We start from the raw sequence: 16,012 nt of genomic DNA, 5'->3' as shown, positions 1-16,012 counted from the left end.
GATTGTAGACTTCTAATTTCTCTGAAAGGGCCGCTGCTGTTGAAGTAATTTTAATACTCTTTTCATCAGCTTATATTTTACCGGTTTTTTATGCTTAGTTGATCACCCACAGGCAAATTCCTGATTCGCTGTCCGCAGGCGATGGCGATGGCATTTACAATTGCCCCGGGGGTTACGCACATTGCGATTTCTCCAACCCCCTGCAATTTTTCATTCGGACGTGAAATGATTTCAACCTCTACCTCTGGTACGTCATTAAAACGAATGATCGGATAACTTGTCCAGGTGCGGCTTTGTACGGTCTGCTGCTCGAATCCAACTTTTTCGAACAGCGTCCAGCTGGCTGCCTGTATCATGCCACCTTCAATCTGGTTAACCACACTATCAGGACTGATAATTTCTCCGGCATCAATTACAGCCCATAGTTTTATGAGCGTGATTTTAAAAGTCGAAGGATGCACTTTTACTTGTGCCGCTACAGCAATGTATGCCGCACTGTTTTTATACCTGCAAAACGCAATGCCCATTCCCGTATTTTTCTGCTTGGGAAGCCCGGCTACTTTGTGTTTTAATTTGTCCAGTACTTCGATGGCCCTTTGGTCCTCAAGGTGCATGATTCTAAAGTCAAAAGGTTCGATTTTAGCATGATCTGACAACTCGTCCATAAAAGACTCCACTGCAAAGAGGTTGGCGTAAGAACCAAGGCTCCTGAGATTTGAGGTGCGCAAGGGTCCGTTGAAGAAATTGGCGGTCACAGTTTGATTTTGCACAGTGTAATACAAATCGGCATTTCTGTAACCACCGGATCCTGACGGGTTTTTCTTCCGCTCAAATGGAGCATCCCTTAAAACAGCTACATTCAAATATCCCGGATTGCCCCGGATATAATGTGTATCGGACCATATAGAATTTCGGAAGTGGGAGATCCTGCCGTTCTTTTCCAAAATGGCTTCCAGTTCCATGTACATCGCCGTGCCGTAAGGTTCCCAGGCATGCTCCTGTTCGCGTGACCATTGTAAACGCACATGCCTGCCAGGAAAGGCCATTGCGATCAGAGCAGCTTCAGCAGCTGCGTCATCAGCGCCATTGTGACCATAACAACCGGAACCGCGTAAGCAGGTTACCTGAATTTGAGCAGCAGGGATTTTGAGCAGGTCACTGATCGTATCCCGCAGTGGATAGGCCCCCTGACTATGAGTCCATATTTCTAACAAGCCATCTGCGTATCGCGCCACAGCACAGGATGGAGCGATTGCGCCATGCATCACGTATGGTTTATAATAAGAGGATCTTATGGCTGGAATCCCTTCTGGAAAGGGTACTGGAGCAGTCTTGACTTTACTTGATGCTACGGTGAGACTTTTCAGGAGTTCTGGTACCGGCAGGCTTGTCGATTTGTGTTGCAATACCGACCATTTAACCTGCTGGGCAAGATGGCGCTGTGCTTTCACAGCTTGAAATTCATCCTCACAAATTACTGCCAGGAAACTTCCATCTCTTATCGTTTTAAGAACAGGGACTGCTTTGCGGAGCCCGGTCTCGTCAAAACTCAGGAGTCTGGCATCGTAAGCCGGTGGACTGACCGTGCGCGCATGCACCATTCCAGGAAAGCGCAAATCCTGAATATACATTTCTCCGCCGATGATCATACGTTTAAAATCTTCCCGCGGAACAGCTTTCCCGGATATACGGTATTGCTCCTTCGGTTTTAAATGAAGCGGCAAACGGACTTCAGACTTTAATTTTCTGCCATCAAGCAATTCAAAAAAAGAGAGCGGATGTCCGCCGGATTTTTGAAGTATTTTGCCATCGAGCATTTTCAGGGTCTCTGATGGAACGCCCAAAGCCACAGCTGCAAGATCCATTAGTTCGCGGCGCGCTGCAGCAGCGGCATATCTGACCGACAATACACTGTTTTCCGTAGACGAGCTCGCACCTGTAAAACCTTCATTGGGGGTACGGCGCGTATCAGCGATGACCACTTCTACCTGGCTAACTTTCAAGTCAAGCTCTTCTGCTGTAACCTGGGCAATTGCACCACACAAACCCTGGCCCTGCTCCACTTTACCTGTGAATACACGTACCGATCCGTCAGCCAACACTTCAAGCCATGCGCTTACAGCTGGAGTACGCCGTAAAATACCGGGCAATTCAGGATCTTGGCCCGCCGTTACGGAAGCCAGTAAACCGGTATGGTCTAATGAAAACAAAACTGTAAGGCTTCCGGCCGATTTGATGAAATTCCTTCTGCTTGTCTTCATCGTATTATTTATCTGAAGCACTTGCAGCACGTTTTATTGCACGCAATACCCTTGCCTGGGAACCGCAGCGGCAAAGCACATGCTGCATTCCTTTTCTAATGGTCAGATCATCCAAATGTGTGGAAGTATTGAGTAAACTAACCGCCGAAATGACCATACCATTCAGACAATATCCGCATTGGGCCGCTTGTTCATCAAGAAAACTTTGCTGTACCGGATGAAGTACATCTTCTGCTGATGCAAGTCCTTCTAATGTAATGACTGACTTTTTCTCCACCAGAGAAACTGGCATCGTGCAGCTGTACTGCGCTTTGCCGTCAATCAGCACCATACAGGCGCCACACTGCTGCATGCCGCAGCCAAATTTGGGGCCGTTTAAGGCTAGCTGGTTACGAAGTACATACAACAATGGTGTTGCAGGATCGATATTCAGGCGGTGCTTCCTGCCATTTACAGTCAATACAATAACGCTCATGATAAGGATAAAATCTTTCTCAATTTAAGAATTTTTCCGGTAGCGTTTGTTCAATTACTAACTTTGTTTACGGACATACTTAGTTAGGATTACAATCAGCTGTCCCTCTATCCTGCCTTCAATCTGTTCCTTATTGTCATCAACAAGCTTAATATTTTTTACTACTGTACCTAGTTTGGCGCTCAGGCTTGAGCCCTTGACGTCCAACGTTTTCACCAGTACCACTGTATCTCCATTTTCCAATATATTATTATTGGCGTCTTTGTGAAATTCTACTGCAGAGTCGTTCTCATGGTCGCCTGTAGCTTTAGCCCAGGAGAGCATATCATCATCCAAGTACATCATATCTAGATTATCGATAGCCCAACTCTCATGTCTGAGCCTGTTTAACATTCGCCAGCTTAGCACTTGTACCCCGGGAACTTCACTCCACATGCTTGCATTCAGGCAGGCCCAATGCTTATTGTCCAGCGTTTCTTTCTTCTCGATTTGCGCCAAACATTTACTACACACAAGCACACACTCTTCAGCAGTGTTTTGTGTTTTAGGTGGCACCTCATAAACACTAAGGCTGTCCGTTGATGTGCACAATTCACATTTGCTGTCACTTCTATTAAACAGATGTTCTTCCAGTTTCATATCGTATTTGGTAATGGCGGCGAATATACAAACAAATTGCGCATCGCATCGAAGTTTTGGCGGATTATACTATTTTTGTGCCCATCCATGAAAAAGAGAATCAGACGGCATGTCCGGAAGGCCAGATATATCATGTATAAGGAGACACTTATCGATTTCAAAGAGCACCTTTGGACATTTATAGGTACTTTTCTTGGCATTGGTATCATCGGCTTTTTAAATAGCTATCACCTTACTGCATTTGACAATCTTTTTCTGATCGGATCATTTGGGGCTTCTTCCGTACTGGTCTATGGTGCCATAAACAGTCCGTTGTCACAGCCGCGTAACCTCATAGGCGGCCACCTGGTATGTGCTTTCGTCGGAGTAACTGTTAACAAGCTGATTCCTGGCGAAGTGTGGCTAACATCGGCGCTGTCTGTGTCGATCGCCATTGTGCTCATGCAAATTACGAAAACGCTGCATCCCCCAGGAGGTGCTACTGCACTCATTGCCAATATTGGCTCAGCCAAAATTCAGGCACTTGGATATTTCTATATATTGAGTCCGGTGCTTACAGGAGTGATGATTTTGTTCCTGGTCGCTATGATTTGCAACAATGCTACCTCACATCGCAGCTATCCAAGGAATAAATCCTGGTACATGATCTGGAAACGGACATACAGGCGGCAGGTATGAAGGTTCGGTGCTGAATCATTTGGCTAAGCAAGATTGACAATGAGAATTCTAAACAAATAGCTATATTGTATGGAATAAAACCGAACTTGTATGAAAACTAAATTAACGCTCCTGACAGTGACCACAGTTGTGCTTCTCACAGTCTTTGCTTTTAAAACAGAACAGCAGGATAATTCTCCGCTGGACGGCACCTGGCAACTTATAGCATTTGATTACGGCCGTAGCTCAGGAAAGCCAAAGGTAGTTCAACTTAAAGTGCTTCATGAAGGTAACTTTGAAGGATACGTCCTTACAGCTGAAAGATCTGCAAAAACTATGAATGGGAAGTTTAAAGTACTAAACGACAGTATTTATTCTGAAACGCTGGTGAACGCTTTAAATAAGCCCATGATTGGTAAAACCTATGAGATCAAATATTCACTCAACGGAAATGTCATGATAACAAAGGGTTCTTTTGATGCGAAGGACGAAAACGGTCAAGCGGTCAAGGGGCACTACAACGAAACCTGGTCAAGGGTTGACTATCCGCAAATACAGTAAATGGCGGGAAGGCCAATAGTAGACCGCCACTAATATTGCTGCAGCAGTTTAAGCATTTTCCGGTCCAGTTTATGGCCTTTATACAACTCGTATTCAACGTCCTTCCGTTCACTGTCAAGAATTCCAAAGGTCCCTCTTAAATTCCATAGGGACCAGCCCCAGCCATTTTCTTTAAATATCTCCAGGTTGTCTTTCATCCAGGCAAGCGCCACATCGTGCGGCGTATGGTGATATGCTCCCCACTCGCCTACATGAACACCAACACCTTGGTCAGCGAGCTTTTTCCAGGGATCAAATATCTCTCTTTTTAGTCTGTCCTTATCCCACCGGTCGTTGCCGTCGGCATTTAAAGGCCAGGTCGGAACACCCCAATCCGCTTTAACCCATGAAGCCTTATAATGGCTCACCTGCATTGGTCCGTAACCTCTGGTGCTTTGGCCAACATTCAGTTTTGCTGCTCCGAAAACGGGTTTAGTTCCATATTGAAGGCCATCAATTACAATTAACCTCTTAGAGTCCTCTTTGCGGATGGCATTGATAATCCGGGTAATGACCCTTACGTAATCAGGTTCTTCGACCTGGGAAGGCTCATTGATCAGATCAAAACTTAATTTATTACTGCTGATCCCTTTATATCTTTTTGCAAAGTGCTGCCAGTGGAAAGCTGCTGCTTCCAGTGCTTTTTCATCTTTCCACAAGTTGAGCGGCTCAGCAGGTGCGTTGACGCAATAACCCGGAATACGATGCAGGTTAAGGTTAACATGGATCTTGTATTTGGCACCGAATTCTATCGCTTGGTCAATGTCTTTTAAAACTGTTTCATCCATTTGTAGCCAGTCACTGGGTTTTGACCAGCAGTGATAGGACATGGGTAACCTGGCAAAATCAAAACCCCATTCGGCCATCATTTTAAAGTCTTCCTCTTTGAAGGGCTGATTAACTTCCAAATTGAATTTTTCGAGCAAATTGAAGCCGCGCCACTTTGGCAATTTATTATAGGTACCATGCGTGTTGGCTTGCACCATTAAAGCTGGGGTTAAGATGGTTGCAGCGGTCAGGCCTGCGCCCAGCTGAAGGAATTTTCTTCTTTCCATTTTAATAAAGCAGGTAAGTTTTTGTCCGTAAACTGTTTTAAATATACAAAACGGTATGCTTTAAATAGAATGAAAGACAGAATACATTCGGTTAAATTTGAAAACAATAAATTTGTTGTTTATTTCATCTGACAAGCCAATCTTCCTGTTTTATTTCAAACCAGTCGCATTTGAGACCATCGTGCTCGATCTGAGCTGTGATTTTGAGGCCTGATTTTAACAATGCATTTGTAGAGGCTTTATTTTCAATATCTGCAAGCGCATAAACCGCTGGGAGATCAAGCTCCTCAAATGCATATTTTAAAGTCGTTTTTGCGGATTCTGTGGCAAGACCCTGTCCCCAGAATTTTCTCAGCAACCTGTATCCTACATCATGAAAGTTGGTATGTCCGTTTACCTCATCCGTGCGGAATTTAGACCGCCCCATCCGGCAAACTGATCTGTTTTTTTATCTATAATTGCCCACCTGCCGATACCATAATCGATATACTGCTGTCTGATGTAGTTGATACTACTGATAGTCTCCTCAATGCTCCGGATCGGGGTTTTATATAAATAACGATGTACTTCCGGGTCACTGTCCATTTCGAACATAGCAGCTGCATCTTCCATAACGATCTCTCTCATTATAATCCGGTCAGTTTCGGCATAGATTTTCATACCGGACAATTTAAGAATTTGCTTATAAGCAAAAAGAACCACTACTCGCTAAATTTGAATTTTTATGAGGGATAAGATTAATTGGGCCTATGTTTCTGCTGATTTTTCTTAAAAAAATTGAGATATACTGATAAGGCCGCTGCAATCGCAAAGAATATTGCTGTTACAGCGTCTATCAGGTCAGATGAAATATCGCTGCGAGTAAGCTTATCCACAAAATATTTGATAAAAGAATTTGGCAGATTGGTTTCACCAAGCGTCTCCTTGATTTGCCACTGCCAGTCTGTAATTGGACAATAACCTATTCCATACCAGATTCCAAGTAACAACCATGAGGCGGCAGTCAGTAAAACAAATATAAGGTGCAGTTTCCTGGTCGATCGCCATATCCACCCCAGCAAATTGAAGCCAATGATGATCAAATGCAGCAAAGTAAATAAATAATCCAGGATCATGATATCGTCTACTTAGAAGGGATATATGGGCATACAGCCCCCCTTATTAACCAACTACACCTTTTTTGGAGGGAGATCAAATGCGACAGCTTCATGCTCAAAATGCCCATTATGAGAACCGTCGCAAAACGGTTTATTCTTTGACAACCCGCAACGGCATATGGAAAGTACGTTCCTCCCCTGTAGGCCATAGACATTTCCGCTTTTATCGACAATCTCGAAATCGCCTTCTATTTTGACCGAACCGTTGTTATTGATGGTAAGTTTTGTTTTTGACATCTGCTTTTAGTTTGCTCCAAAACTAAAACAATGCAAAGAGACTATGCGGTCTCTTTGCAATTTAGAAACATTATGTGTTGCTGAGCGAACTTGAAGGTAAATACCCCCACCGCACTAAATCATTTTTATCCTTAATGACTTTTGTTCCGCCATCATGCATTAAAATGATCCCCGTGGAGATATCCAGAACATTGCGGTAATCGTGATCGGTAATAATAAATCCTTTTCGCTCAGAATGTGCTTTGATCAGATCTTTGATAATCTCTATATGCAGCGGACCAAGTCCGTTAAAAGGTTCGTCAAATAACAAATACTCTGCTTCCGAATAAATCATAATTAAAACCTCTATGACCCTTTGCTCACCTCCGGATAGCTCAGCACTTCTTTTACGAAGATGTGGCCTGACCAATTCAAGTTCCAGCAGATTTATTGCTTGTTGCTTTTTGCAGAACACTTTTATAATATCTTCTACTTTAATGTGCTTGGGGAGAAAGCTATCCTGTGGTAAATAGTGAATGATATCAATATTGCTGTATAAGCCTTTTAAATGCTTATCGTTTACCTTTACAAACTTATTGTCAGCATTTAGGGATCCAAATATAATTTTCAATAAAGTAGACTTCCCGGAACCATTTCTACCCAGGAGTCCGATGATCTCCCCCTTTGTGCAGGAAATAAATATATCTGTTAAAACCTGCCTTAAGCCAAAGTTTTTGGTTACACTGTCTACATGCAGTCCACTCATATAGCCATTAGTATTAAACCTATGATTATGCTGGTTACAACTGTGGCAAACCATAACATCAGCTTGCTTAAGCCAAGGTTATAATAAAAGTAATATTCCTTTGGATTTGTCAGATCATATATCATCAGATGAAAGAAAGGGGTTATAAAAATATAAGAGAACCCTGCCATACCTATGACTTTCATGCCCGTACCCATCATCAAACCCAAACAAACCGATAATGCCGCAGAAGGTATAACCAGTTTTCTATAAAAGACCCACAGTCCATTTATTATTCTCATATCTTGCTTTTCCCCTGGAGCATACTTCTTTCTAAAGTATGTTTTTAAATGCGTTTAATACTCAGCGCAATATCCCTGCTATATTTCGGTATGGTCAACTTTGCCGCACCTCCATTGTGCTTAAGTGCTTTGGTCTTCTCCTTAAGGCCAGTGGTTGTATTTGTCCATTCCACCTGATAAGTTCCTGCCGGAAGATTTAATTCCAGATCAGCCTTTTTATCCCCATAAATATAAACACCGTATTGTTTACCTGTTTCAGCAAGGGCTTGGATCTGAGCATTTTTTGAAAATTTCTCAGTGATGAAGGAAACATCCGGATGCATATTTATAAAATCAAAACCATTAATAAAATGCCTTAAATAGCTGAGTTGCTCTCGTAATATAACACTTCCGCCTCCGGGCTGTGTAGCAGGATACTGATAAGTCCCATCTTCTTTCTCAATGGTAAAAGAATAATCCAGATTATTATAAAGTGCTCCTCCTGCCATTATAAATAACCAGCCCTGCATTCTATATGTCTCATCTGCGTTGCCTTTAAAGCCCGTTTCATTGTCACCAATAACCTTGTTCAGGTGATAATTTTCAACCACTGCTACCGGCGGTGTTGCATAATGAAAGTTGAATACAGAAACAGCAGCATGCGGGTCTTTGATCTTCTGTGTATTATTGGCAATGTTTTGCGAGATCAGGTGCGGATGTTTAAAGTCCTTTTCTGTTTCTCTTATAATGTCCGCGATGTGGTATTGCCACTCTAGGGTCACTCCACCAAAATAAGGTTCATTACAGATCTCATAGATAAGATTCTTGTATTCTTTAAGTTCATGAACGATTTTCTGCACCATTTCCTTTTGAACTGATATCAGTTCTTTGCTTTTATCCAGCGTATAAACGAATTTACTTGACATTGATCCGATACCATTGACATTATTGACTGTATTCATCGGGCTTATTTTCCACTGTGATTCATCATAGAAAGGACAAAAAAATGTAAGTTCAACGATGATCCCTCTTTTTTGTGCCTGTGCAACAAAATCCTTAAGCCTGGCAAAATAAGCATCATCCCATTTACCGAGATCAAATTTGTTTCCTCCGCCATGATAACCTGGGATTGAGCTACGCTTCCAGGGACAAATAAAACGTCCCGATGCAGGTGCCAGTGTATTGTTGCTAATTGAAAACGCACCAACAGGCTCAACATATGCTCCTGTAAATGTCCTTGTTAGATTTAAACCCTTGGATTTTAATTCATTAAAGTATGTTATGTAATCAAAATCAAGATTTAAAACTGCACCATAATGCTCACCGGAGGTGATTAAAACGGTAGGTTTGCCATTGTATGTAAAATAATGCGGATTTTTAACGTTCAAAGCAATTGATCTATTCTGGCAAAGTGCAGATTCTGACATAATAGATAGGATCGCTACAGTTACCGTCCATGAACACTTGTTTCTTAAGATCATATAATTTGTATGCTTTATTAAAGTTATATAAAATGATGAATAAGATCCTGTTATCGTTTGTAACGATGTTGAATTTATCTTTTAGTCGTAATCTCATTAGTACATTGAAATGGTTGCTGACATTTCTGATGGCCTACGCAAATGCACCTGCCATTATTTCCTAAATCCCAAAGGAGATAAATAACATGACATAATGGAAAATGAATGATATAATGTTAACTTTAACTGAGAACCAAGATACCATTCAGCTAAAATCAAATGAACCTGCCACAACGTTTTTTATCACTTGATGTCTTTCGGGGTATGACTATTTGTTTTATGATCATTGTCAATACTCCCGGCAGCGGCGCAGAGCCATTTGCTATTCTGCAGCATGCAGCATGGCACGGCTTTACACCAACCGACCTTGTATTTCCCTCATTCCTGTTCGCTGTGGGAAATGCGATGAGTTTTTCAATGGAAAAATTTGCACAAATGCAAAATTCAGACGTGCTTTTAAAAATATTTAAACGCACATTGCTCATTTTTTTCCTTGGATACCTGATGTACTGGTTCCCTTTTTTCCGCCATGGAGTAGATGGGAGCTTCAGCCTATCTCCTATCGGGAATACACGTATCATGGGGGTACTCCAGCGAATAGCACTTTGTTATGGCATAGCCTCGCTTTTGATCCACTATTTGAGCACAAGAACCGTCGTCCTGATCTCGTTATTTTTTTTAGCTGGATACTGGATAGTATTGTTATTATTTGGCAGCCCCGCAGACCCATTCAGCATGACTGGCAATGCAGGACAGTTCCTTGATCTCTATATCCTAGGTGACAAGCACTTGTATCATGGCGAAGGCATCGCCTTTGATCCCGAAGGAATATTAAGTACCATACCTGCCTGTGTAAACGTGATCGTTGGATATTATGCCGGAAAGTTCATCCAGCAAAAAGGTAAGGGATTTGAAACGATTTCTAAATTGCTGCTGGCCGGCATTTTGTTAATATTAATAGCAATATGTCTGAATCCAGTGTTTCCGATCAATAAAAAGCTTTGGACAAGTACCTTTGTGTTGCTTACCTGCGGACTTGATCTGGTGATCATCGGTTCACTGATTTATTTAATAGAAGTATTGTCTTTTGTTAAATGGACAAGATTCTTTACTGTCTTAGGAAAAAACCCGCTCGCTATCTATATTTTATCAGAAATAATCCTGATCAGCATCTACACATTATTTCCAAACGCAAATGTAACCGGGCGCATTAACAATAACTTTTTTCAGGCGATCGCACCAGGTCCTGTCGGCTCGCTACTTTTTGCTATCTGCTTTATGCTGATCTGCTGGATGGTCGGTTATATCCTCGATAAAAGAAAAATATACATACGGGTCTAGCCTGAAATCAAATGGAGATTTTTATATTTAAGCTCCCGTTCTCAAAATATTATAAATGTTAAAACCGTACGCTTCTTCTGACTTCCTCCTTTTAGAAAAATGGGTAACAAGTCCAGAGTTATTGCTTCAATTTTCAGGTACTGATTTTTCATACCCCATCACGCAACAGCAAATCTTAAATTATCAGGCACTTCATCCCGACCGCACCTTTTATATCGGGTATTCGCAAAACGACATCCCCTTCGCGTTCGGCGAAATCATACCCCAGGAAAGCGGAATACCCCGGTTAGGAAGAATCCTGATTGGAGATTCGAAACTCAGAGGCATGGGATTTGGCAAATATTTCATCAGGATGCTTGTCGAAAAATGCAGGAGCACATACGATTGCAAAAAGGTCGAACTTTTTGTATGGGAAAAAAATCAAATGGCAATTAAGTGCTATAAGTCGGTCGGGTTTGAATACATTGCAGAAAAACACAATACTTTAGTTTACAATGGCGTGAACTACAACATTCATAAAATGATACAAACGCTCATCACTATTTTCTTGCTGCTTTTCAGCTTTCAATTGCATGCACAAAACGTTTTCACACTTACAGGAACAGTCAAGAATGCCAAAGGAGAACCCCTGGAGGCTGCTACAGTATTTATTGATGGTTCTAAAAAAATCACCGCAACAAACGTTAAAGGCGAATTTACTCTTACCAATCTCAGTTCAGGTACCTACCAGGTTGTTGTGAATATGCTGGGTTACTCATCAGTAAAAAAAGACGTTGTGATTGCTGACAAACCGGAGGCGTTAAATATTTTGCTTCTTCAAAAAGCCATCGACTTAAAAACCGTTGTGATCGGAAATGGTTCGCAAAGAAAGAATTTTTTGAAAATATTTATGAAATATTTTATGGGGGAATCTGAAAATGCAAAAGCTTGTAAAATATTAAATACCGATGTCATAGATTTTTCTACAAAGCAGTCTTTGGTTGAGGCAACTTCCGAAAATTTTTTTATCATAGAAAATATGAAATTGGGCTATCGAATTAAATATTTGCTCAGGAATTTCAAGGATTCTGGGGCCGTAAAAGAATTGGGGATCAGCTTCCACTTGAGTATGATCCGGAAAGCGGCAACTAAACAACTTGTCTATACAAATTTTCAACAAAAAAATTGGCTTATTGGTTCTAAACCATATATTTAGGGCGACCAAAATGTAAACCTATTATTATGTTAAAATCAATTCTGCTTTTTATTACCATATTGTTTCTCCTATGGGCCGGCCCTAAATATTTAACAGCTTCCAAAAATGAAGATGTTACGCTGGAAATCCGTCAGGATGAAAAAACCGGAACCATTTCAGTCCTGAGGGCTGACAGTAAGGCGATTATTTTAACGCAAAATGCCGGCGAAAACTTTCGCCCGTACATCCACCCAATCGCAGCGCCAGACGGAAAAGGAATACTTACGGAATTTAGCCCGGAACACCACAAGCACCAAACCGGTTTATATTGGGGGTTCACCAGTGTAAACGGCCGGAATTATTTTGCCAATCCGGGAGATGGTTACTGGAAACGGATTGCTGCCCGGATTATTGAGAAAACAGGTGCAATCGTAAAGTGGCAGACCGTATACAACTTGCTGGACGAAAAGGGAACTCCGGTAATGACAGAAACCCAGACCTGGAGTATGCAGCAGGACAATGGAAAGTTTCTGCTTAGCCTGGAATGGCAAGGTGAAGCAAAAACAGATATCACTGTGGCGAAATATCCGTACGGGGGCTTGTTCCTGCGAATGCCCTGGAAACCAGGAATTAATGGTGAAGTGATCAATGCAGCACGTCAGCGCAATCAGAAAGCTGAGGGTCAGCCCGCAACATGGGTTGATATTGCTATACAGGTAGACGGTAGGAATGACAAAGCACATATCGCAATATTAGATCATCCCGAAAATAAAGGATATCCTCAAAAATGGCGCGTCGATGAACAGATGGGTGTTGGGCCTGTAAGGGCTCATGATGCAGACTGGAGTATTAAAAAGGGAGAAACTGAGACAGTTAAACATCAGTTGGTAGTTTACACAGGAGAGTTCAGCGACATTGAAATGAACAATGCCTGGGCCAAATTTGCGGGCAAAGACCCTTCCTGGGCGAGTGTAGACATGTGGGCCATCGCCAAACAGGAAGGTAAGGATGCAAAATTCCTTACCCCTGAAGAAGCTGTAAAGGCGATGACGCTTAAGGATGGTTTTTTGGCCAATGTCTATGCATCAGAGCCAATGGTTACTCAACCGATGGCTTTTTGTTGGGATGACAAAGGGCGGCTTTGGGTGGCAGAAAACAGGGATTATGAGTCCAGGTCTTCAGGTTTTTCAAATGACGGCAACAGTAGGATATTGATACTGGAAGATACCGATCATGATGGCAAAGCCGACACTAAAAAAATCTTTGCAGAAGGAGTCTCCTTCCCCGCAGCGATGGCCGTTGGTTTTGATGGTGTATTTATTGGCGCCCCTCCCAACCTGCTTTTTGTGCCGGACCGCAACCATGACGACAAAGCAGACATGGCCGACATAGAAGTGCGGCTGACTGGCTGGGGTATTCGGGACAGGCATGAAACCATGAACAGTTTTCATTGGGGCCCCGATGGCTGGCTGTATGGCTGTCAGGGTTTCGCTACCCCCTCACGCATCCGCAAACCTGTGGGCAAGGGTAAACTTTACCGCCATAAGGAACCCTTCCCCGATGATGAAATTTTAAAGGGTGAAGGCATAGATATTAATGGTGGTGTGTGGCGTTACCATCCTACTAAAGACAAATTTGAAGTGGTTGCACACGGCTTTAGCAACCCCTGGGGAATTGACTATGATGCCAAAGGCCAGATCTTTATCACGGCTTGCGTCATCCCTCATTTGTGGTATGTAATTCCAGGGGGGATTTACCACCGCCAGGGCGGACAGCATTTCAATCCCTATACCTATACAGACATCAAAACCATAGCGGACCATAGTCACCGCTCTGCACATGGAGGTGCAAGTATCTACCAGAGCGACGCCTTCCCAAAAGATCAGCAAGGTCGGATATTTATGGCAAATATACATGAGCATGCTATTCTTACAGACATACTTATCCCTAAAGGTTCTGGTTTTGTAGGTTCACACGGTGAAGATCTGATGGCAGCAAACAATGCACAATGGGTAGGCTTCAGTACCTCTGTAGGTCCTGACGGCAATTTATACGTTCTGGACTGGCACGATGCGGACATCTGCGGCGGCTCAGTCCTTAATAAAGAAACAGGCCGTATCTTTAGAATTTCACCAAAAGTCTCCCTGGCGGAAAGCTTTAAAATCCGCTATGCTGATCTGAATAAACTCAGCGACAAACAACTTGTTGAACTGCAAACCAACAAAAGCGACTGGCACTCCAGGCGAGCCCGTGGTGTACTTCAAAATCGGGCATTTAAACATCAGCTTAAAAAAGGAACTTTGGAAGCCCTTCGTCATATTTATTTAAATCATAAAGATGCAAATTATCGTTTGCGTGCCATGTGGGGCTTGTATGTATGTAATGGTTTCAGCAATGATCAATTGATCGCTGCTTTAAATGATAAGGACGAGTACATACGTGGCTGGGCCATACAACTGTTATGGGAAGACGGAGCCCCCTCTTCGACTGTCGTCTCCAAACTCGAACAAATGGCAAGCTCTGAAAGCTCAGCCGCCGTACGCTTATACCTGACATCAGCCTTGCAGCGGATAGATTTAAATAACCGCTGGACATTGGCCGCCAATTTGATCCGGCATGGTGAAGATGAGAATGACCACAACCTGCCTAAAATGCTGTGGTATGGTATTGAACCACTGGTAGTCAAAGATCCAAACCGTGCCTTCGAGCTGGCCGCCACAAGTAAGCTAAGCATGATCAGAAAATTCATTGCCCGTCGTGCGATAGATGCAGATGCCACTAATGCACTGGTAACATGGCTTGGTAAACGATCCGGCATAGATACAGCAATGATTGCCGGCATGCGTGATGGTCTGGAAGGACGCACTGATCTCAAAACTCCGGCAGACTGGAAAACTACCTATGCTAAATTGCAGCGTTCCGGTGAAAGAAACAAGCAACTGTCTCTGGAAATAGCCCAATATTTTGGAGATACAGAAGCTGCCAATCAGTACTTTGCTGCCCTGCGTAATAAAAATGCGACGGCAGATAGCCGCCGTAAAGCCCTGCTTGCGTTGTCAGCACAACAAAGAGCAGAATTGATTAAGGACTTACCCGCATTACTGGACGACCCTGCACTTCGCAATGACGCCATAAGGGCCATCGCCAATTATGACAATGAAAAAATGGCCCAGCTTCTGCTAAACAAATATCCCGGGTTTAATGAAAAGGACCAGCAATCTGCTATAGAAACACTGGCATCGAGACCAAAATCCGGATGGCTGCTTACCATGGCCATAAAAAATAGGACCATAGAAAAACGAGATATTCCAGCGAGTGTAGCCAGACAGCTTAGACGTGTTGTAGGCAGTGGCTTTGTAGAAATCTGGGGGCCTATCGATCAGCTTCCGTCCAACGAGCTTGCTTACAAAAAATACCGTGATCTGCTGACACCGAAGGCACTGGACAATGCCAATCTTAAAAAGGGGCAAACTGTATTTATGCGTGCCTGTGGAAGTTGCCATAAAATGTATGGCGAGGGTGGTTCCATTGGACCAAACCTGACCGGATCCAACAGATCAAAAGTTGATTATCTCCTTTTCAACGTACTGGAACCCAGCGGCGAAATACAGGAAGATTACAAGCTGGTTGTCATTACCACACGTGATGGGCGTACTTATTCAGGGAATGTTGTCTCAGAGAATGAGCGTCAGATTACCCTGAGAATTGTTGGACAGGAAGCCACTGTAATCAACAAATCAAACATACAATCACGGGAAGTAATGCCTGTATCCATGATGCCAAACGGGTTATTTGAAACCCTCAGCAATACAGAAATTATAGATCTGGTAGGCTTTCTGAGCCGGTCAAAATAAGTGAGATAAGTACTGACTAAAATATGGTCTGTTTTAG

Annotated in this window: 15 protein-coding genes; 5 read left to right on the top strand and 10 right to left on the bottom strand. The window is 42.8% G+C overall.

Annotated elements, in window-relative coordinates; genetic code table 11:
- Positions 1-77: 77 nt before the first annotated feature.
- Genes QEP08_RS05965 through QEP08_RS05955 form a run of 3 tightly spaced genes read right to left on the bottom strand, consistent with a single transcriptional unit; the run spans position 78 to position 3,375 of the window.
- Positions 78-2,261, bottom strand: a complete 2,184-nt coding sequence (locus tag QEP08_RS05965) for a molybdopterin cofactor-binding domain-containing protein (protein WP_285056568.1) — start codon at positions 2,259-2,261, stop codon at positions 78-80.
- A 4-nt stretch (positions 2,262-2,265) separates the two neighbouring features.
- Complete coding sequence (locus tag QEP08_RS05960; RefSeq protein WP_285056567.1) at positions 2,266-2,736, bottom strand: (2Fe-2S)-binding protein; 471 nt, start codon at positions 2,734-2,736, stop codon at positions 2,266-2,268.
- Between the two features lie 57 nt (positions 2,737-2,793).
- Positions 2,794-3,375 carry a PhnA domain-containing protein gene (locus QEP08_RS05955; RefSeq protein WP_285056566.1) on the bottom strand — a complete coding sequence of 194 codons (582 nt, stop codon included), beginning with the start codon at positions 3,373-3,375 and terminating at the stop codon, positions 2,794-2,796.
- A gap of 87 nt (positions 3,376-3,462) precedes the next feature.
- On the opposite strand from QEP08_RS05955, the gene QEP08_RS05950 reads away from it, so the two are divergent.
- Positions 3,463-4,053, top strand: coding sequence for an HPP family protein (locus QEP08_RS05950; protein WP_285056565.1), 591 nt, complete (start codon positions 3,463-3,465; stop codon positions 4,051-4,053).
- 90 nt (positions 4,054-4,143) lie between these two features.
- Positions 4,144-4,593, top strand: a complete 450-nt coding sequence (locus QEP08_RS05945) for a DUF4488 domain-containing protein (protein WP_285056564.1) — start codon at positions 4,144-4,146, stop codon at positions 4,591-4,593.
- A gap of 29 nt (positions 4,594-4,622) precedes the next feature.
- Here the strand turns inward: QEP08_RS05945 and QEP08_RS05940 are convergent, their stop codons facing one another.
- From QEP08_RS05940 to QEP08_RS05910, 7 genes are all read right to left on the bottom strand, one after another.
- Entirely contained in the window at positions 4,623-5,687 is a 1,065-nt protein-coding gene (locus QEP08_RS05940) for a glycoside hydrolase family 5 protein (RefSeq protein ID WP_285056563.1), read from the bottom strand.
- A gap of 124 nt (positions 5,688-5,811) precedes the next feature.
- Entirely contained in the window at positions 5,812-6,114 is a 303-nt protein-coding gene (locus tag QEP08_RS05935; protein WP_285056562.1) for a GNAT family N-acetyltransferase, read from the bottom strand.
- The gene (locus tag QEP08_RS05930; protein ID WP_285056561.1) at positions 6,081-6,347 is read right to left on the bottom strand and encodes a GNAT family N-acetyltransferase; all 267 of its coding nucleotides are present in this window, start codon (positions 6,345-6,347) and stop codon (positions 6,081-6,083) included. Before QEP08_RS05930 ends, QEP08_RS05935 begins: the two co-directional genes overlap by 34 nt.
- 77 nt (positions 6,348-6,424) lie before the next feature.
- The gene (locus QEP08_RS05925) at positions 6,425-6,802 is read right to left on the bottom strand and encodes a DUF2784 domain-containing protein (RefSeq protein WP_285056560.1); all 378 of its coding nucleotides are present in this window, start codon (positions 6,800-6,802) and stop codon (positions 6,425-6,427) included.
- Positions 6,803-6,856: 54 nt separating this feature from the next.
- Positions 6,857-7,081, bottom strand: coding sequence for a CDGSH iron-sulfur domain-containing protein (locus QEP08_RS05920; RefSeq protein WP_285056559.1), 225 nt, complete (start codon positions 7,079-7,081; stop codon positions 6,857-6,859).
- A 70-nt stretch (positions 7,082-7,151) separates the two neighbouring features.
- Positions 7,152-7,826, bottom strand: a complete 675-nt coding sequence (locus QEP08_RS05915; RefSeq protein ID WP_285056558.1) for an ATP-binding cassette domain-containing protein — start codon at positions 7,824-7,826, stop codon at positions 7,152-7,154.
- Between the two features lie 325 nt (positions 7,827-8,151).
- The gene (locus QEP08_RS05910) at positions 8,152-9,513 is read right to left on the bottom strand and encodes a cellulase family glycosylhydrolase (RefSeq protein ID WP_285056557.1); all 1,362 of its coding nucleotides are present in this window, start codon (positions 9,511-9,513) and stop codon (positions 8,152-8,154) included.
- A 312-nt stretch (positions 9,514-9,825) separates the two neighbouring features.
- Here QEP08_RS05910 and QEP08_RS05905 point away from each other — a divergent pair, with 312 nt between their 5' ends.
- Genes QEP08_RS05905 through QEP08_RS05895 form a run of 3 tightly spaced genes read left to right on the top strand, consistent with a single transcriptional unit; the run spans position 9,826 to position 15,975 of the window.
- Positions 9,826-10,947 (top strand): acyltransferase family protein, encoded by a 1,122-nt coding sequence (locus QEP08_RS05905; RefSeq protein WP_285056556.1) that lies wholly within the window; start codon positions 9,826-9,828, stop codon positions 10,945-10,947.
- A gap of 55 nt (positions 10,948-11,002) precedes the next feature.
- Positions 11,003-12,142 carry a GNAT family N-acetyltransferase gene (locus QEP08_RS05900; protein WP_285056555.1) on the top strand — a complete coding sequence of 380 codons (1,140 nt, stop codon included), beginning with the start codon at positions 11,003-11,005 and terminating at the stop codon, positions 12,140-12,142.
- 26 nt (positions 12,143-12,168) lie between these two features.
- Positions 12,169-15,975 carry a PVC-type heme-binding CxxCH protein gene (locus QEP08_RS05895; protein WP_285056554.1) on the top strand — a complete coding sequence of 1,269 codons (3,807 nt, stop codon included), beginning with the start codon at positions 12,169-12,171 and terminating at the stop codon, positions 15,973-15,975.
- Positions 15,976-16,012: the final 37 nt, after the last annotated feature.

This window comes from Pedobacter ginsengisoli (assembly GCF_030244015.1).
Taxonomy (GTDB): Bacteria; Bacteroidota; Bacteroidia; order Sphingobacteriales; family Sphingobacteriaceae; genus Pedobacter; species Pedobacter ginsengisoli.
This window is presented reverse-complemented; position numbering and strand designations above follow the sequence as displayed.